Below are 17,346 nucleotides of genomic sequence, written 5' to 3'. Positions count from 1 at the left end.
GGCGCTTCCCCATGCCGAGTAGCGCCTTTTTAAACAAGCAATTAGCTAATCGAGATTAGTTCATGCCGTATTTTTTCAATTTTTTACGCAGCGTACCACGGTTGATGCCCATCATCAGAGCAGCACGGGTCTGGTTACCACGGGTGTATTGCATCACCATGTCCAACAGGGGCTGTTCTACTTCAGCCAGTACCAGCTCATAGAGGTCATTAACATCCTGACCGTTCAGTTGAGCAAAATAGTTCTTCAGTGCCTGTTTAACCGAGTCACGCAGGGGTTTTTGGGTTACCTGATCCTGAGAGTTAACGGTAGAAACGGTCAGTACGTCAGAATTTACGCGTTGTTCGAACATAGTTCTGTCAGCTCTTTATTTCTGTTTACGCAAAATTTTCGAAGTATGCCTCCAACGCCTCCAGCTGTTCGCTGGCATCCTCAATGGCGTTGAATGTGCGCCGAAACTGGTCATTTGGAGCGTGCTCCTGGAGATACCAGGAGACGTGTTTACGCGCGATTCGGTACCCTTTTGCCTGGCCATAAAAGTCATGCAGTTCCCGAACATGCGCACAAAGCAAGCGCTTAACCTCTGCCAGAGGCAGGGGGGATAGCAACTCCCCAGTGTCCAGATAATGCTGGATTTCCCGAAAGATCCAGGGTCTTCCCTGAGCTGCGCGGCCTATCATCAGGGCATCAGCCCCCGTATAGTCAAGCACAGCTCTGGCTTTAAGCGGGTCAGTAATGTCACCATTCGCGATAACCGGAATGGAAACTTTCTGCTTAACTGCCCGAATACTGTCGTACTCAGCGTCTCCATTGAACAAACAGGCGCGGGTGCGTCCATGAATGGTCAGAGCCTGAATGCCACAGTCTTCAGCCAGTTGGGCAATCTCTACGCAGTTACGGTGTTCCGGAGCCCAGCCGGTGCGAATCTTCAGGGTCACAGGAACGTCCACTGCATTAACCACCCCGGTTAGTATCGACTTCACTAAATCCGGGTACTGCAAGAGGGCTGAACCTGCGAGCTTGCGATTCACTTTTTTAGCCGGGCACCCCATATTGATATCAATAATCTGGGCACCGCTTTCCACGTTAATCCGTGCGGCATCGGCCATCTCAACAGGATCGCTACCGGCAATTTGCACCGTGCGAATTCCTGGCTCATCAACGTGCACCATCCGTAAACGGGACTTATCGCTTTCCCAAACCTGCGGGTTAGACGACATCATCTCGGATACGGTCAATCCGGCTCCCATCTCATAACACAGCGTCCGAAAAGGTCTGTCAGTGATGCCAGCCATGGGCGCTGCAATCAGGCGATTTCTAAGCTGGTATTGTCCGATGCGCATGAGTTAAGAAATGACCATACTGTGACTGCAAGGCGGCGTATATTACGCATTTTTTGCACGAGATGAAAGGCCAAACTTTAACCAATCCTCTGAGGTGGATCAAAGAATCGCCGTTAAAGTAAACGCCATTAAATAATTAGCCATACAAATCATTGCGTTATAAAAATGTGACGAAAATCTGTACGCGTATAATTTTGCGTAACTTCTCATTTTTTCTTCGCAACGACGGGGGCTGACAAGATAATCTGCTGAATTAATCAGCAGATTATCGTGACTTAATGTGACTATGCTCTCATTTCAGCAGATGATTGTGCAGTGAAGGGATTATTCAACCACTACCCGACCGTTGAGCGGTTGTGTTGGGCGACTGTTATCGTGATGCATGGTGTGAGTAAATTTCTCCAGTTGTGCAGTGGAGAGCGTCAGAGGATGTTTAAGGACAAGCCAGGTCACGCCCTCAGAACAGGGAGGGGTTGTGAGCGAACCACTGAAACGCCAGTAGGTTTTATCCTTAGGCAGCAAGGCGTTGAGGTCCATCTGCGCGGTGATTTTCACGTCTTGCTCCGCTTTCTCAGGCATTGTTGCCCAAAGCTTTTCCAGCTCTGCGTTGGCCGCCCCTTTATCGAACATGACTGCGACGACCGCCACCGCCCCTTTTGCATCTTTGTGCACAAGATGCATCTCCATCGCGTAATGTTTTCCGTGTAGGGTGTTTTCGCTCGGGGTGTGAAAGTGGAACTGTTGCAACGTGAAGGGGACACCATCTATCGATACAGTATCCGCAGTGGTGTTTTTCAGTCCGGCCTGAATCGTATGCCCATTATTGAGAAGCGTTATTGGGCCATCGGAGTAGTGAATACTGAGTGGAGATAGATGTGCTTTAAGCGTGGTCTCAATGTTAATCGGGGATTGATTCATGCCTGCCTGGCAGGTTTTATATTCTTCATTGAGGGCGCTCCAGTGTTCCGGAGAGCCTTCACCTTCATAGCTCCAGTGCGACGCCATCGCGGTAAACGGCATAATGCTTAACGCCAGGAGTGCTGCCTTGCTCAAAAATGGCTTCATAATATTCTTCCATTAAATAAAATAGATTTTTATATTCGTAACTTCAATGAGTTACGCGACTATTTTAGCGCGGGAAGATACAGGCGTGTGTATTGAAAATGCGGAAAAACGTGGCCTGCGATGAGACCACGTTTCTGGGAAGATTACTGCTTACGACCGGTAATGCGGCACCATTCTTCTTTCTCAACGACCGGATCGAGGGTGAAGAGATCGGCATAGGCTTCGCACACGCTGTCGGCCTGACTGGCAAGGATACCGGAAAGACCCAGCAGACCGCCTGTAACGGGCAGCACGCTGATTAACGGTGCCAGTTCGCGTAAGGGGCCTGCCAGGATGTTGGCGACCACTACGTCGGCTTTCATCGCGTCTGGCTGATCCTGCGGCAGGTAGAGTTCCAGACGTTCTGACACGCCGTTACGCTGGGCGTTATCACGACTGGCCTGAATCGCCTGCGGGTCGATATCGATACCGATCGCTTTCGCTGCGCCCAGTTTCAGCGCGGCAATCGCCAGGATGCCAGAACCGCAGCCAAAGTCGATGACGGTCTTGCCGGTTAAATCGAGGCTGTCGAGCCACTGCAGGCACAGTGAGGTGGTGGGATGGGTACCGGTACCAAATGCCAGGCCGGGGTCGAGCATGACGTTGACGGCGTTCTCATCCGGCACATCGCGCCAGCTTGGGCAGATCCACAGGCGTTCACCAAAACGCATCGGGTGGAAGTTATCCATCCACTCGCGTTCCCAGTCCTTGTCTTCCAGCTGTTCGATTTTATGTGCGAAACCGTTACCCAACAGCGGATGTTGTTCCAGGATGGCGACGACCTCTTTCATGTCGGTTTCTGCATCAAACAGACCAATGACGTCAGTGTCGCCCCACAGGCGGGTTTCGCCCGGCAATGGCTCAAAAACCGGCGTGTCGTGCGTGTCCTGGAAGGTGATGGAAACGGAACCCGCTTCCATCAGGGCATCGCTCAACTCTTCCGCGTTAGCGCCCGTCGTATTCAGTTTTAATTGGATCCATGGCATGGCAAAACTCTTTATTTATCAGTAGACAATACAGCGGCTTGCGGGGCAGGAGAACCGAAACGGTTTCCAACCAGGAAAGCCAACAAACTTAACAGTAGCGAGGGCACAATCGGGTGGAAGCCCAGGTACTGAACGTTAAAGGTGGCGAGAATCGCGTACAGAACGCCGCCGACAATCATCGCACTCAGTGCACCGCTCGCGTTCGCGCGCTCCCAGTAAAGGCCGAGCACCAGCGGCCATAAGAACACGGCTTCCAGCCCGCCAAACGCCAGCAGGTTCAGCCAGATAATCATCTCTGGCGGTTTCCAGGCGGCAAGCAGTAATAGCGCGCCTAAGATCAGGGTGATCATTGCCGACATTCGCTTCAGTCGCGTCTCATTCTGTAACTGCTCCGGGCGGATGTTGAGATAGAGATCTTTAATGATCGTAGCGGAACTTTGCAGCAATTGGGCGTTGATCGTCGACATAATGGCCGCCATCGGCGCGGCAAGGAAGATCCCGGCGGCAAAAGGCGGCAGCACTTTCACCATCAGCGTTGGGATAACCAGATCCGGCACCGTCAGGTCGGGGATCACCGCTCGCCCTAGTGCGCCGGCAAGGTGCATACCGAACATCAGGATTGCCACCACAATAGTGCCGATGATAATCCCCCGGTGTACGGCTTTGCTGTCTTTGTAGGAGATGCTGCGCACAGCCGTATGCGGCAGGCCAACCACGCCAAAGCACACCAACACCCAGAATGAGGTCATAAAGGCCGGAGACAGAATGTCATCGGCACCCTGTGGCGAAACCAGTTTCGGGTCAATGGCGTTTAAGGTCTCTACGGCATGGCTCAGGCCGCCAGCGGCGTGCACGATACCCACCAGCAGCACGATGGTGCCAATCAGCATCACCAGTCCCTGCATCGTGTCGTTAAGCACGCTGGCACGAAAGCCGCCGAACGCGGTATACAGCGCAATGCTGATACCGAAAATCAGCAGGCCTGTTTCATAGGGAATACCTGCGGCGGTTTCCAGCAGGCGCGCGCCGCCGATGAATTGTACGGTCATGGCGCCGACAAACGCCACTAACAGACTGAGGCTCGCCAGCCACACCAGAAGGCGACTCTGGTAGCGGGCAAACAGCATATCGTTGAGGGTGACGGCATTATAGCGACGGGCAAGGATAGCGAATTTCTTGCCAAGGATCCCCAGCGATAGCCAGACGGCGGGGAGCTGAATCATGGCCAGCAGTACCCAGCCCAACCCATATTTATAGGCAGCACCAGGCCCACCAATAAACGAGCTAGCGCTGATGTAGGTCGCGGTCAGCGTCATCGCCAGCACGATCCCGCCCATTGAGCGACTGCCGAGGAAATATTCATTCAGAAAGGTGCCGGTTTGCCGTTTACGCATGGCGTAGACAGAAAGGCCAAACACCACGACCAGATAGGCAATCAGCGGCAGAATGACTTCAAGCTGCATCGTCATCCTCCAGGGGAATGTCACGGTAGATAAATTTCACCATGGCCCAGCACAGTAAAATGAAGATCAGCGGCGTCAGCAGACAGGCCAGTTCAAACCAGTGTGGCAGACCGGTAAAGCCGATCGCCGAATCAGGTAAGTAAGCAGCCACTAACCACGCAGCCAGATAGAGAAGGGTCAGCCACAGCGCCCAGCGCGCCTCTTTGTGGGCCTGAACAAAACGGTTGTCCATTTTTTGTCCCTTGTGGAAAAAGAAAGCGGGGATTGTACCTTATGGAATTGACGACCCCCAGAAATAAAAAAGGCCGGAAAATCCGGCCTTTTGACGCTGATGCAGTCTTATTTTTCCTGAAGACCGAGTTTTTTCTCCAGATAGTGGATGTTGGTTCCACCATGCTGGAAGTGCTCGTCGTTCATGATACGGGTCTGCAAATCAATGTTGGTTTTGATGCCGTCGATGATCAGTTCCTGCAGGGCGTTCTTCATGCGGGCAATTGCCACGTCACGGGTTTCACCGTAGCAGATCAGCTTGCCGATCATTGAGTCATAGTATGGCGGTACGGTGTAACCGGCATAGATATGCGATTCCCAGCGTACGCCAAAGCCACCCGGCGCGTGAAAACGGGTGATTTTACCCGGGCTCGGCAGGAAGGTGTTCGGATCTTCGGCGTTGATACGGCATTCCACCGCATGGCCTTTGACCACCACTTCTTCTTGCTTGATCGACAGCGGTTGACCCGCCGCGATGCGCAGTTGTTCTTTGATCAGGTCAACGCCGGTGATCATTTCGGTCACCGGATGTTCAACCTGAATACGGGTGTTCATTTCAATGAAATAGAACTCGCCGTTTTCGAACAGGAACTCAAAGGTGCCTGCGCCACGATAGCCGATATCCACACACGCTTTCGCGCAACGCTCACCGATGTAGCGACGCAGTTCCGGAGTAATGCCCGGTGCCGGTGCCTCTTCGACGACTTTCTGGTGACGACGCTGCATAGAGCAGTCACGTTCAGCCAGATAGATAGCGTTACCCTGACCGTCAGCCAGCACCTGAATTTCGATGTGGCGTGGGTTCTCGAGGTATTTCTCCATGTAAACCATGTCGTTGCTGAAAGCTGCTTTTGCTTCCGCCTTGGTCATGGAGATGGATTGCGCCAGTTCGGCATCGCCGCGTACTACACGCATACCGCGACCGCCGCCGCCGCCGGACGCCTTGATGATAACCGGGTAGCCGATGCGTTTTGCATGGGCGCGGTTAGCATCCATATCGTCGGTCAGAGGGCCGTCAGAACCCGGTACGGTTGGGACGCCAGCTTTCTTCATCGCGGTGATCGCCGACACTTTGTCACCCATCAGACGGATGGTGTCCGCTTTCGGGCCGATGAAGATAAAGCCAGAACGTTCAACCTGTTCAGCAAAATTGGCGTTCTCAGAGAGGAAGCCATAACCCGGGTGAATTGCCACCGCGCCGGTGATTTCAGCGGCGCTGATGATAGCCGGGATGTTCAGATAACTTTTTACGGACGGAGCCGGGCCAATACAAACCGTCTCATCCGCCAGTAATACGTGTTTTAAATCGCGATCCGCGCTGGAGTGCACAGCGACAGTCTTGATACCCAGTTCTTTACAGGCACGAAGAATTCGCAATGCAATCTCGCCGCGGTTGGCGATAACAATTTTATCCAGCATGTTCGCCTCGTTACTCGATGACGACCAGCGGCTCGTCAAATTCTACCGGTTGACCACTTTCGACCAGGATGGCTTTCACGACACCTGATTTGTCCGCTTCGATCTGGTTCATCATTTTCATGGCTTCAACGATGCACAGGGTATCGCCTGCGTTAACTTTCTGACCCACTTCGATGAACGCTTTTGCGTCCGGGCTCGGGGTGCGGTAGAAAGTACCAACCATTGGGGAACGTACGATGTGACCACTGATTTCTGCGGCTGCCGCAGCCGGCGCTTCTGCTGCCGGAGCAACTGCGTTAGACAGAGCAGGTTGCTGCTGCATCATTGGTGCAGCGTAGGCTTGTTGCATCATCGGGAAGCTACCTGCTGGCGCTGCGCGACTGATGCGTACAGACTCTTCGCCTTCAGAGATTTCCAGTTCGGAGATGCCTGATTCTTCAACCAGCTCGATCAGTTTTTTAATCTTACGAATATCCATGAGTGGGTTCCGTACTCTTTGTTTAGTGTGATTGTGACAGGCGTTAAGCGCTGTCTGTAAAGCGTGAGTCCCGACGGCAAAACGGCTTCTGCCTGCCTGGACGCCGGTATATTCCGCCTCAACGATTTATGTGAGACTTGTCGGTTAACATGCTGCGATTTGCTGCAATCCTCCGGCAAAAAACAAAATATACCTTCAATGCTCGATTGTCACCTTTTCAGCGGTCTAAAAACGCCGTCCAGGGAGCCAAGGTCGCACATTATAATGATTTCGTAGCAATTGGCAGCTAAATACTGGTCTTATCAGGGAAGATAATCAACCGCTAACACACAAATAACATCCGAGTCTCTGCATTTTGTAACCGACTGCACAGTTCGCCGAACTAGCGCCACCACTGGCGGAACTTCTTGTAACGGCAGGCCAAAAGCAGTAGTGCCAGCAGGGCATAAATGATGGGTTGAGGCGACAAGATCTTCACCGACCACAGGTAATGTATCGGGGCGAGGATCGCCACAAGATAGACGAAATTGTGTAAAAGTTGCCAGCGTTTGCCCAGTTTTCGTTGTGCCGCCTGTGTTGACGTTAGCGTCAGCGCGAACAGGATGAGCCAACTGGTGATCCCAAGCGTCAAATACGGGCGCGTAATCAGTTCTCGTCCCAACAATCCGAGATTATGGATACCCAACTCCAGCAGCGCGTAACTGGTCAGATGCAGCGTGGCCCAGGCGAAACACCATAACCCCAGCAGACGACGGGTGCGTATCAATAATGGCTGTTTAGCGTAGCGCGCGAGCGGCGTGACCAGCAAGGCGGCGAGCAGAAATTTCAGAGCCATCCTACCGGTAAAATGCTGGATATCCTTCACGGGATCGGCGCTGAGCCCGCCGTTATTAATCGCCCAGAACAGCCAGAGAAACGGCAGCAGTCCCACCAGATGAAGGGCAACTTTCAACCAGGTTATCTGTTTTGCACTTAGCCGCACTTAGAAATTCTCCCGCAAATCCAGGCCGCGATACAGCGTAGCCACTTCATCGGAATAGCCATTAAACAGTAAAGTGGGTTGCCGTTGGACATCCAGAATCCCGCCCGCGCCAATAAACCGTTCTGTTGCCTGCGACCAGCGTGGATGATCGACATGCGGATTCACATTGGCGTAAAAACCGTATTCATCGGCAGCGGCAAGATTCCAGGTGGTTGGCGGCCGTTCGCGAGTCAGTTTAATGCTGACGATCGATTTAATGCCTTTAAAGCCATATTTCCACGGCACCGTCAGGCGAATGGGGGCACCGTTTTGCGGCGGCAGCGCTTTACCGTAAACGCCAACGGTCAGCAACGTCAGCGGATGCATCGCTTCGTCCAGCCGCAGACCTTCGACATAGGGGTATTTCAATCCACCGCCAATGAAGCGATCTTTTTGTCCTGGCATATCGTCCGGCGCGTAAAGTGTCTCGAATGCGACATATTTAGCATTACTGGTGGGTTCGACGAGTGCCAGCAGTTTATGTAAAGGAAAGCCAATCCACGGCACCACCATCGACCAGGCTTCAACGCAGCGCATCCGGTAAATTCGTTCTTCTAAGGGAAAGCGCGTTGTCAGCGCATCGTGATCCAGGGTTAACGGTTTGGCTACTTCGCCGCTGATTTTCAGCGTCCAGGGATCGGTTTTCATGCTGCCGGCATTGGCGGCAGGATCGGCCTTATCCAGACCAAACTCGTAGAAATTGTTGTAGCCAGTGACTTTCTCTTCTGGCGTTAAAGGCAGTGCGTTTTGCCATGCCGCAGGTTTGCTGAAATCCAGCGGTTTGCCGGAGGGCGCGGGTGGGCGATCGTTGCCTTTGAACCAGCTCAGTAGATCCGCCTGCGCCGCTATCGGTAGCGACAGCGTGGCAGCCCCGATCCCCAGCGCTTTCAGCACCTGGCGGCGATGCATAAAGAAAGCCGATTCTGCAGTGACATCGGCTTCAGTAAGTGGACGTGATTTTTTCATAACAGGCTCCCGGCGTACGCATAACGCGTAGTTACTATGGCAGGGAGTCTGTCAATGCGCAGCGAAATTTAGTTAATTAAGTGTAAATTTCTGCGGCGTTTGAGTTTACTTCACTTTAACCAGCGTACGGCCTTGCGCCTGGTTATTAATGATAGCTTCAGCGAACTTCGGCGCATCGGCCAGCGAAATTTCCGTCGCTGCCTGTGCGTAGAACGATTCTGGTAAATCCTTCACCAGACGCTGCCAGGCCTCTGCGCGGCGCGCCGGCGGTGTCATTACGGAATCGACCCCTTGCAGGCGGACGTTGCGCAAAATAAATGGCATCACCGTCGTCGGCAGGGCAAAACCACCCGCCAGGCCACAGGCCGCAACACAGCCGCCGTAGTTCATCTGCGCCAGCACTTTCGCCAGCACTTTATCGCCCACGGTATCAATCGCTCCGGCCCACAGTTGTTTTTCCAGCGGACGAGATTCGGCGAACTCATCACGGCCCAGAATACGGCTTGCGCCTAACTGGCGGAGATAATCATGGGTGCTTTCGCGTCCGGACACCGCAACAACCTGATAACCCAGCTTATGCAACAGTGCGACGGCGGTACTGCCGACGCCGCCACTGGCACCGGTGACCACGATTTCACCGTCTTGCGGGCGAATGCCTGCCTCTTCAAGAGCCATCACGCACAGCATGGCGGTAAATCCGGCGGTACCGATCACCATCGCTTTACGGCTGTCCAGCCCTTTTGGCAGCGCTACCAGCCAGTCCGCTTTCACGCGTGCCTGTTCTGCCAGACCGCCCCAATGGTTTTCGCCCACGCCCCAACCGGTCAGCAACACTTCCTGGCCCGCATGAAAACGAGGATCTTCGCTGGCCCGAACGGTGCCGGCGAAATCAATACCAGGAATCATCGGAAAGTTGCGGATGATTTTTCCTTTTCCGGTGATGGCGAGCGCATCTTTATAGTTCAGACTGGACCAGTGGACATCCACTGTGACATCGCCTTCTGGCAGCCGACTTTCTTCGAGAGTCTGCACGGATGCAAGGGTTTTACCGTCCTGCTGTTCTAAGATCAAAGCCTGCATAACCTGTCCTCAATTCTGCATGGTGGATTGGAAAATGACGTCTGAAGACTATACTCGCTAATTGAAACGTGAAGCCGATGCAACGCAATAAATTGCCAGATACACCTGATTTGGTAGTATGCACTCACTCTTTGCGCAACCGGACGAATTTTGCGTTTGGTTAAGCTGTTCCGTGTCGCAATTCAACCGTCGGAGTTAACTCAAGGATGCGATTAACGACGAAATTCTCAGCTTTTGTCACGCTGCTCACCGGGTTAACGATCTTTGTCACCCTGATCGGCTGCTCGCTGAGCTTTTATAATGCTATCCAGTACAAGATGAACCATCGTGTCCAGGCGGTGGCGACAGCGATTGATACGCATCTTGTTTCTCGCGATTTCAAACAGTTAACGTCGCAGATCGATGAACTGATGGTGTCAGCGGACGTCGTGCGCGTGGATCTTCGGCAGGGCGATAAGGTCATTTATAGCCAAACACGCAACAGCAGCTATCGCCCGGTTGGCACCAGTAATCTCTTTCGCGAGCTCTCGGTTCCGCTGATGAAGCACCCGGGAATGACGATGGATCTGGTCTATCAGGATCCGATGGGCAACTATTTTCATTCACTGATGACCACTGCGCCGCTCACGCTGGCCATTGGCTTTATTGTGCTGATGCTGTTTCTGTCGGTACGTTGGCTTCAGCGGCAACTTTCCGGCCAGGAACTGCTGGAGATACGTTCGACGCGAATTTTGAACGGAGAACGCGGTGCCAGCGTGCGCGGTACGGTCTATGAATGGCCAGCGCGCACCAGCAGCGCGCTGGATATGTTGTTGGCCGAAATACAGAGTGCCCAGGAGCAGCGGAGCCGACTCGATACGCTGATTCGCTCTTACGCCGCGCAGGACACCAAAACAGGCCTCAGCAATCGACTCTTTTTTGACAACCAACTGGCGACGCTGCTGGACGATCAGGAAAAAGTCGGCGCGCATGGCGTGGTGATGATGATTCGTCTGCCGGACTTTAACCTGCTGCGCGACAGTTGGGGGCGTAACCTGGCTGAAGAAGAGCTGTTCAGCCTGATCAATTTATTGTCCACTTTTATGATGCGTTATCCGGGTTCACTGCTGGCGCGCTACCACCGCAGCGACTTTGCCGTTCTTCTGCCACACCGAACTCTGAAAGAGGCGGAAAGCGTGGCTGGACAATTATTAAAAGCGGTTGATGCACTTCCGACTAATAAAATGCTCGATCGTGACGATATGGTACATATCGGCATTTGCGCCTGGCGCAGCGGACAGTCGACCGAACAGGTGATGGAACATGCGGAAGCGGCGACCCGCAACGCCGTGTTGCAGGGTGGGAATAGCTGGACGGTGTATGACGATTCGTTGCCGGAAAAAGGACGCGGCAATGTGCGCTGGCGGACGCTGATTGAACAGATGCTCAGCCGCGGCGGCCCGCGAATCTATCAGAAACCGGCCGTCACCCGGGACGGGCACGTTCATCATCGGGAACTGATGTGCCGTATCTTTGATGGTAATGAAGAGGTCAGTTCGGCGGAATACATGCCGATGGTTTTACAGTTTGGTTTATCAGAAGAGTATGACCGCTTACAAATAAGTCGTGTCATCCCGCTGTTGAACTACTGGCCAGAAGAGAATCTGGCGATACAGGTGACGGTTGAGTCACTGATTCGTCCGCGTTTTCAGCGTTGGTTACGCGATACCTTGATGCAGTGTGAAAAATCGCAACGAAAACGCATAATTATTGAACTTGCAGAGGCGGATGTAGGTCAACACATCAGCCGATTGCAGCCTGTCATCCGTTTAGTGAATGCATTGGGGGTTCGGGTTGCCGTCACGCAGGCGGGTTTAACGCTGGTGAGTACCAGCTGGATTAAAGAACTCAATGTGGAATTGATCAAGCTCCATCCGAGTCTGGTCAGGAATATTGAGAAGCGAACGGAAAACCAGTTGCTGGTTCAAAGTCTGGTGGAAGCCTGCTCGGGCACCAACACCCAGGTTTACGCAACGGGCGTACGTTCGCGCGGTGAGTGGCAGACGCTGACAGCGCGTGGTGTTTCCGGTGGACAGGGGGATTTTTTTGCTGCCTCCCAGCCGCTGGATACCAATGTGAAAAAATATTCTCAAAGATACTCGGTTTAACCTGCCGTTTGTTCAGTTTTCACGTAGAATAACGCGCGCTGTGCCTTCATGGGGGTGTGCTTGTCTGCTCGCCATTTTGTAACAGCACATATGCAGGTGAATGACCTTAAACCGGTTGCAAATGAGGGCGAGGATTGCTGCTAAAGTGCTCAGCCCTGAGGGACTCAGGTAGAGATTTGTAACAAAGGAAACGAACTGCACTAATTTTCACCGTAGCAGATGATTTTTGCGCCTTGTCGCTGCTGCGTGTGGTTGGTAAAGTAAGCGGATTTTGTTTTCCGCCCCAGCTTTCAGGATTATCCCTTAGTATGTTGAAAAAATTTCGTGGCATGTTTTCCAATGACTTGTCCATTGACCTGGGTACCGCGAATACCCTCATTTATGTAAAAGGACAAGGCATCGTATTGAATGAGCCTTCCGTTGTGGCCATTCGTCAGGATCGTGCCGGTTCACCGAAAAGCGTGGCTGCAGTAGGTCATGATGCGAAGCAGATGCTGGGTCGTACACCGGGCAATATTGCTGCTATTCGCCCAATGAAAGACGGCGTTATTGCTGACTTCTTCGTGACTGAAAAAATGCTCCAGCACTTCATCAAGCAAGTGCACAGCAACAGCTTTATGCGTCCAAGCCCGCGTGTGCTGGTGTGTGTGCCGGTTGGTGCCACTCAGGTTGAGCGTCGTGCTATTCGTGAATCCGCACAGGGCGCTGGCGCCCGCGAAGTCTTCCTGATCGAAGAGCCGATGGCTGCGGCAATTGGTGCTGGCCTGCCGGTTTCTGAGGCGACCGGTTCAATGGTTGTGGACATCGGTGGCGGTACGACGGAAGTCGCCGTTATCTCCCTGAACGGCGTGGTCTATTCCTCTTCTGTACGTATCGGCGGCGATCGCTTCGACGAAGCAATCATTAATTATGTGCGCCGTAACTACGGATCGCTTATCGGTGAAGCCACCGCAGAACGTATCAAGCATGAAATCGGTTCCGCCTATCCGGGCGACGAAGTGCGTGAAATTGAAGTGCGCGGTCGTAACCTGGCAGAAGGGGTTCCTCGCGGCTTTACCCTGAACTCTAACGAGATTCTGGAAGCCTTGCAGGAGCCGCTGACCGGTATCGTTAGCGCGGTGATGGTTGCACTGGAACAGTGCCCGCCGGAACTGGCGTCTGATATCTCCGAGCGCGGTATGGTGCTCACTGGCGGTGGCGCGCTGTTGCGTAACCTTGATCGTCTGTTAATGGAAGAAACCGGTATTCCAGTTGTTGTTGCTGAAGACCCGCTGACCTGTGTGGCGCGTGGCGGCGGCAAAGCGCTGGAAATGATCGATATGCACGGCGGCGACCTGTTCAGCGAAGAGTAATCGGATGCCGGCAGGAGAGCGTCACGCTGTCCTGCCGACTCTGATACGAGAATACGCAAACTTATGAAGCCAATTTTTAGCCGTGGCCCGTCGCTACAGATTCGCCTTATTCTGGCGGTGTTGGTGGCGCTCGGCGTTATTATTGCCGACAGCCGCCTGGGTACGTTCAGTCAGATCCGTACGTACATGGATACCGCCGTCAGTCCTTTCTACTTTATTTCCAATGGTCCCCGTGAACTGCTTGATGGCGTCTCGCAAACGCTCGCGTCGCGCGACCAGCTTGAGCTTGAAAACCGGGCGCTGCGTCAGGAACTGCTGCTGAAAAACAGCGAGCTGTTGATGCTGGGGCAGTACAAACAGGAGAACGCGCGTCTGCGCGAGCTGCTGGGTTCGCCGCTGCGTCAGGATGAACAAAAGATGGTGACGCAGGTCATCTCCACGGTTAACGATCCTTACAGCGACCAGGTGGTTATCGACAAAGGCAGCGTGAACGGCGTTTACGAAGGCCAGCCAGTGATCAGCGATAAAGGCGTTGTCGGCCAGGTCGTCGCAGTGGCGAAACTGACCAGCCGCGTTCTGCTGATTTGCGATGCCACTCATGCCTTGCCTATTCAGGTGTTGCGCAACGACATCCGGGTGATCGCGGCTGGCAACGGCTGCACTGACGATTTGCAACTCGAACACCTGCCGGCCAATACCGATATTCGCGTTGGCGACGTGCTGGTCACGTCGGGGCTGGGCGGCCGTTTCCCGGAAGGCTATCCGGTGGCGGTTGTCTCTTCCGTTAAGTTGGATACCCAACGTGCTTACACTGTGATTCAGGCGCGCCCTACCGCGGGCTTGCAACGTCTGCGCTATCTGCTGCTGCTGTGGGGGGCCGACCGTAACGGTGCCAACCCGATGACGCCGGAAGAAGTGCATCGTGTCGCGAATGAACGTCTGATGCAGATGATGCCGCAAGTGCTGCCGTCTCCGGATATGATGGGGCCGCCGCCGCCCGTGCCTGCACCGGCGACCGGTATCACTTCGTCTCCTGCCGCTCCGCCAGCTGGTACGACGCCGCCTGCACCGCGCGCGCCGGGAGGCCAGTAGTGGCAAGCTATCGTAGCCAGGGACGCTGGGTTATCTGGCTCTCGTTCTTTATCGCACTGTTACTGCAAGTGATGCCCTGGCCGGAAGAGATCATTGTCTTTCGGCCAAACTGGGTGCTGCTCATTTTACTCTACTGGATCCTCGCTCTGCCGCACCGTGTCAATGTGGGCACAGGTTTCGTGATGGGTGCCATACTGGATCTCATTAGCGGTTCCACACTTGGCGTGAGGGCGTTGTCGATGAGTATCATCGCCTATCTGGTGGCGCTGAAATTCCAGCTCTTTCGCAACCTGGCGCTCTGGCAGCAGGCGCTGGTGGTGATGTTGCTTTCGCTGGTGGTGGATATTATTGTTTTCTGGTCAGAGTTTTTAGTGATCAACGTTTCTTTCAGGCCTGAAGTATTCTGGAGTAGTGTAGTTAATGGTGTGCTTTGGCCGTGGCTTTTCTTGCTGATGCGTAAAGTCCGCCAGCAATTTGCAGTGCAATAAAGGTTTCTATGACGTCTCTATACTTAGCTTCCGGTTCGCCGCGCCGCCAGGAACTGCTTACGCAGTTAGGCGTTTCTTTTGAACGTATTGTCACGGGAATAGAAGAAACGCGTGGCGAGGGAGAAAGCGCACAGCAATATGTTTCACGTCTGGCACGGGAAAAAGCCCTGGCAGGTGTGGCGCTGACGCCGCGCGATCTTCCCGTGCTGGGAGCGGATACCATCGTTATCCTCAACGGTGAAGTATTAGAGAAGCCGCGTGACGCACACCATGCGGCGCTGATGTTGCGTAAATTATCCGGGCAAACGCATCAGGTGATGACGGCCGTTGCGTTGGCGGATAGCCAGTATGTGCTCGACTGCCTGGTGATGACCGAGGTGACGTTCAGAGCGCTGACGGATGCGGATATCGCTGACTATATCGCCAGCGGTGAACCGATGGATAAAGCAGGTGCATACGGTATTCAGGGGCAGGGTGGCTGTTTTGTCAGGAAGATAAATGGCAGCTATCACGCCGTGGTCGGCTTACCGCTGGTTGAAACGTATGAGTTGCTGAGCAATTTTAACTCACTGCGTGAGAAAAGGGATAAACATGACGGCTGAATTGTTGGTAAACGTAACGCCATCGGAAACACGCGTGGCGTACATTGATGGCGGTATTCTGCAGGAAATTCATATTGAGCGCGAAGCGCGACGCGGGATCGTAGGCAATATCTACAAAGGTCGGGTCAGTCGCGTACTTCCGGGTATGCAGGCGGCTTTTGTAGATATTGGGCTGGATAAAGCCGCGTTTCTTCACGCTTCTGACATTATGCCGCACACTGAATGCGTGGCGGGGGAAGAGCAGAAGCAGTTCACCGTTCGCGATATTTCAGAGCTGGTGCGTCAGGGGCAAGACCTGATGGTGCAGGTGGTAAAAGATCCGCTGGGCACCAAAGGCGCGCGCCTGACAACCGACATCACCTTACCGTCTCGCTATCTGGTCTTTATGCCTGGCGCCTCGCACGTTGGCGTTTCTCAGCGTATCGAAAGCGAAGCCGAGCGTGAGCGACTGAAAAAAGTGGTCGCCGAGTACTGCGACGAGCAGGGCGGATTTATCATCCGCACTGCGGCGGAAGGGGTCTGTGAAGAGGATCTGGCGTCAGATGCTGCGTACCTTAAGCGCGTCTGGACCAAAGTGATGGAACGCAAAAAGCGCCCGCAGACGCGTTACCAGATGTATGGCGAACTGGCGCTGGCACAGCGTGTGCTGCGTGATTTTGCCGATGCGCAGTTAGACCGAATTCGCGTGGATTCCCGTCTGACCTATGAAGCCTTGCTGGAATTTACGGCGGAGTACATCCCGGAAATGACCAGCAAGCTGGAGCATTACAGCGGACGTCAGCCGATTTTCGATCTCTTCGACGTTGAAAATGAGATCCAACGTGCGCTGGAGCGCAAAGTTGAACTGAAATCCGGCGGCTACCTGATTATCGATCAGACTGAAGCGATGACCACCGTCGATATCAACACTGGCGCGTTTGTCGGCCATCGTAATCTCGATGACACCATCTTCAACACCAATATTGAAGCGACCCAGGCGATTGCCCGCCAACTGCGACTGCGTAATCTCGGCGGCATCATTATTATCGATTTTATCGACATGAATAATGAGGATCACCGTCGACGGGTGCTGCATTCGCTTGAGCAGGCGCTGAGTAAAGATCGGGTGAAAACCAGTATTAACGGTTTTTCCCAGTTGGGTCTGGTAGAAATGACGCGCAAGCGCACGCGTGAGAGCGTGGAGCATGTGCTGTGCAACGAGTGTCCGACCTGTCATGGACGCGGCACGGTGAAAACAGTGGAAACCGTCTGCTATGAGATCATGCGTGAAATCGTTCGCGTGCACCATGCTTACGACTCTGACCGCTTCCTGGTCTATGCTTCTCCTTCCGTTGCGGAAACGCTGAAAGGGGAAGAGTCGCACGCGCTGGCGGAAGTGGAGATTTTTGTCGGCAAACAGGTCAAAGTGCAAATTGAACCGCTCTATAACCAGGAGCAGTTTGACGTCGTCATGATGTAAAACGACTGTGCCCGATGGCGCTGCGCTTATCGGGCCTACAAACCAGACGTAGGCTGGATAAGGCGTTCACGCCGCC

At 53.7% G+C, this 17,346-nt stretch carries 17 protein-coding genes; 6 read left to right on the top strand and 11 right to left on the bottom strand.

Annotated features, from left to right (window positions below):
• Positions 1 to 55: 55 nt before the first annotated feature.
• The 11 genes from fis to acuI all read right to left on the bottom strand — a co-directional run bounded on the left by fis (position 56) and on the right by acuI (position 10,130).
• Complete coding sequence (fis, locus tag OGY35_RS06530) at positions 56 to 352, bottom strand: DNA-binding transcriptional regulator Fis (RefSeq protein ID WP_000462905.1); 297 nt, start codon at positions 350 to 352, stop codon at positions 56 to 58.
• 25 nt (positions 353 to 377) lie between these two features.
• Positions 378 to 1,343: a tRNA dihydrouridine synthase DusB gene (gene dusB / locus OGY35_RS06525; protein WP_046489370.1), complete on the bottom strand. Its 966-nt coding sequence runs from the start codon at positions 1,341 to 1,343 to the stop codon at positions 378 to 380.
• 324 nt (positions 1,344 to 1,667) lie between these two features.
• Positions 1,668 to 2,408, bottom strand: a complete 741-nt coding sequence (locus OGY35_RS06520; protein ID WP_286631751.1) for a carbonic anhydrase — start codon at positions 2,406 to 2,408, stop codon at positions 1,668 to 1,670.
• Between the two features lie 143 nt (positions 2,409 to 2,551).
• Complete coding sequence (prmA, locus tag OGY35_RS06515) at positions 2,552 to 3,433, bottom strand: 50S ribosomal protein L11 methyltransferase (protein ID WP_178827963.1); 882 nt, start codon at positions 3,431 to 3,433, stop codon at positions 2,552 to 2,554.
• 11 nt (positions 3,434 to 3,444) lie between these two features.
• Positions 3,445 to 4,896: a sodium/pantothenate symporter gene (gene panF / locus OGY35_RS06510; RefSeq protein WP_178827965.1), complete on the bottom strand. Its 1,452-nt coding sequence runs from the start codon at positions 4,894 to 4,896 to the stop codon at positions 3,445 to 3,447.
• The gene (locus tag OGY35_RS06505; protein WP_046489353.1) at positions 4,886 to 5,128 is read right to left on the bottom strand and encodes a YhdT family protein; all 243 of its coding nucleotides are present in this window, start codon (positions 5,126 to 5,128) and stop codon (positions 4,886 to 4,888) included. The genes panF and OGY35_RS06505 overlap by 11 nt, the downstream gene beginning before the upstream one ends.
• A gap of 107 nt (positions 5,129 to 5,235) precedes the next feature.
• Positions 5,236 to 6,585 (bottom strand): acetyl-CoA carboxylase biotin carboxylase subunit, encoded by a 1,350-nt coding sequence (accC, locus tag OGY35_RS06500; protein ID WP_178827967.1) that lies wholly within the window; start codon positions 6,583 to 6,585, stop codon positions 5,236 to 5,238.
• 10 nt (positions 6,586 to 6,595) lie between these two features.
• Positions 6,596 to 7,063, bottom strand: coding sequence for an acetyl-CoA carboxylase biotin carboxyl carrier protein (gene accB / locus OGY35_RS06495; RefSeq protein ID WP_046489344.1), 468 nt, complete (start codon positions 7,061 to 7,063; stop codon positions 6,596 to 6,598).
• Positions 7,064 to 7,445: 382 nt separating this feature from the next.
• Complete coding sequence (gene msrQ / locus OGY35_RS06490) at positions 7,446 to 8,045, bottom strand: protein-methionine-sulfoxide reductase heme-binding subunit MsrQ (RefSeq protein ID WP_286631747.1); 600 nt, start codon at positions 8,043 to 8,045, stop codon at positions 7,446 to 7,448.
• The gene (gene msrP, locus OGY35_RS06485; RefSeq protein WP_286631746.1) at positions 8,046 to 9,050 is read right to left on the bottom strand and encodes a protein-methionine-sulfoxide reductase catalytic subunit MsrP; all 1,005 of its coding nucleotides are present in this window, start codon (positions 9,048 to 9,050) and stop codon (positions 8,046 to 8,048) included. It abuts the gene before it with no gap.
• A 105-nt stretch (positions 9,051 to 9,155) separates the two neighbouring features.
• On the bottom strand, positions 9,156 to 10,130 hold the full coding sequence (gene acuI / locus OGY35_RS06480; protein WP_286631745.1) for an acrylyl-CoA reductase (NADPH): 975 nt from the start codon (positions 10,128 to 10,130) through the stop codon (positions 9,156 to 9,158).
• A 206-nt stretch (positions 10,131 to 10,336) separates the two neighbouring features.
• Between acuI and csrD the strand changes: the two genes are divergently transcribed.
• The 6 genes from csrD to rng all read left to right on the top strand — a co-directional run bounded on the left by csrD (position 10,337) and on the right by rng (position 17,270).
• Positions 10,337 to 12,277 (top strand): RNase E specificity factor CsrD, encoded by a 1,941-nt coding sequence (gene csrD / locus OGY35_RS06475; RefSeq protein ID WP_286631743.1) that lies wholly within the window; start codon positions 10,337 to 10,339, stop codon positions 12,275 to 12,277.
• 308 nt (positions 12,278 to 12,585) lie between these two features.
• Positions 12,586 to 13,629 carry a rod shape-determining protein MreB gene (gene mreB / locus OGY35_RS06470; RefSeq protein WP_000913396.1) on the top strand — a complete coding sequence of 348 codons (1,044 nt, stop codon included), beginning with the start codon at positions 12,586 to 12,588 and terminating at the stop codon, positions 13,627 to 13,629.
• A 63-nt stretch (positions 13,630 to 13,692) separates the two neighbouring features.
• Positions 13,693 to 14,721, top strand: a complete 1,029-nt coding sequence (mreC, locus tag OGY35_RS06465; RefSeq protein ID WP_286631741.1) for a rod shape-determining protein MreC — start codon at positions 13,693 to 13,695, stop codon at positions 14,719 to 14,721.
• Positions 14,721 to 15,209, top strand: coding sequence for a rod shape-determining protein MreD (gene mreD / locus OGY35_RS06460; protein WP_042324970.1), 489 nt, complete (start codon positions 14,721 to 14,723; stop codon positions 15,207 to 15,209). The genes mreC and mreD overlap by 1 nt, the downstream gene beginning before the upstream one ends.
• A gap of 8 nt (positions 15,210 to 15,217) precedes the next feature.
• Positions 15,218 to 15,811 (top strand): Maf family protein, encoded by a 594-nt coding sequence (locus OGY35_RS06455; protein WP_286631739.1) that lies wholly within the window; start codon positions 15,218 to 15,220, stop codon positions 15,809 to 15,811.
• Positions 15,801 to 17,270 (top strand): ribonuclease G, encoded by a 1,470-nt coding sequence (gene rng / locus OGY35_RS06450; protein ID WP_046488475.1) that lies wholly within the window; start codon positions 15,801 to 15,803, stop codon positions 17,268 to 17,270. The genes OGY35_RS06455 and rng overlap by 11 nt, the downstream gene beginning before the upstream one ends.
• The last annotated feature ends 76 nt before the right edge of the window (positions 17,271 to 17,346 follow it).

This window comes from Citrobacter sp. Ct235, assembly GCF_030332305.1.
Classification (GTDB): domain Bacteria; phylum Pseudomonadota; class Gammaproteobacteria; order Enterobacterales; family Enterobacteriaceae; genus Citrobacter_A; species Citrobacter_A telavivensis.
This window is presented reverse-complemented; position numbering and strand designations above follow the sequence as displayed.

Excerpts from the sequence above, each read along its gene's own strand:
- acuI (WP_286631745.1), bottom strand. The coding sequence starts at position 10,130 with ATGCAGGCTTTGATCTTAGAACAGCAGGACGGTAAAACCCTTGCATCC.
- accB (WP_046489344.1), bottom strand. The coding sequence starts at position 7,063 with ATGGATATTCGTAAGATTAAAAAACTGATCGAGCTGGTTGAAGAATCA.
- OGY35_RS06455 (WP_286631739.1), top strand. The coding sequence starts at position 15,218 with ATGACGTCTCTATACTTAGCTTCCGGTTCGCCGCGCCGCCAGGAACTG.
- rng (WP_046488475.1), top strand. The coding sequence starts at position 15,801 with ATGACGGCTGAATTGTTGGTAAACGTAACGCCATCGGAAACACGCGTG.
- fis (WP_000462905.1), bottom strand. The coding sequence starts at position 352 with ATGTTCGAACAACGCGTAAATTCTGACGTACTGACCGTTTCTACCGTT.
- mreC (WP_286631741.1), top strand. The coding sequence starts at position 13,693 with ATGAAGCCAATTTTTAGCCGTGGCCCGTCGCTACAGATTCGCCTTATT.
- OGY35_RS06505 (WP_046489353.1), bottom strand. The coding sequence starts at position 5,128 with ATGGACAACCGTTTTGTTCAGGCCCACAAAGAGGCGCGCTGGGCGCTG.
- msrP (WP_286631746.1), bottom strand. The coding sequence starts at position 9,050 with ATGAAAAAATCACGTCCACTTACTGAAGCCGATGTCACTGCAGAATCG.
- dusB (WP_046489370.1), bottom strand. The coding sequence starts at position 1,343 with ATGCGCATCGGACAATACCAGCTTAGAAATCGCCTGATTGCAGCGCCC.
- OGY35_RS06520 (WP_286631751.1), bottom strand. The coding sequence starts at position 2,408 with ATGAAGCCATTTTTGAGCAAGGCAGCACTCCTGGCGTTAAGCATTATG.
- csrD (WP_286631743.1), top strand. The coding sequence starts at position 10,337 with ATGCGATTAACGACGAAATTCTCAGCTTTTGTCACGCTGCTCACCGGG.
- prmA (WP_178827963.1), bottom strand. The coding sequence starts at position 3,433 with ATGCCATGGATCCAATTAAAACTGAATACGACGGGCGCTAACGCGGAA.
- accC (WP_178827967.1), bottom strand. The coding sequence starts at position 6,585 with ATGCTGGATAAAATTGTTATCGCCAACCGCGGCGAGATTGCATTGCGA.
- mreB (WP_000913396.1), top strand. The coding sequence starts at position 12,586 with ATGTTGAAAAAATTTCGTGGCATGTTTTCCAATGACTTGTCCATTGAC.
- panF (WP_178827965.1), bottom strand. The coding sequence starts at position 4,896 with ATGCAGCTTGAAGTCATTCTGCCGCTGATTGCCTATCTGGTCGTGGTG.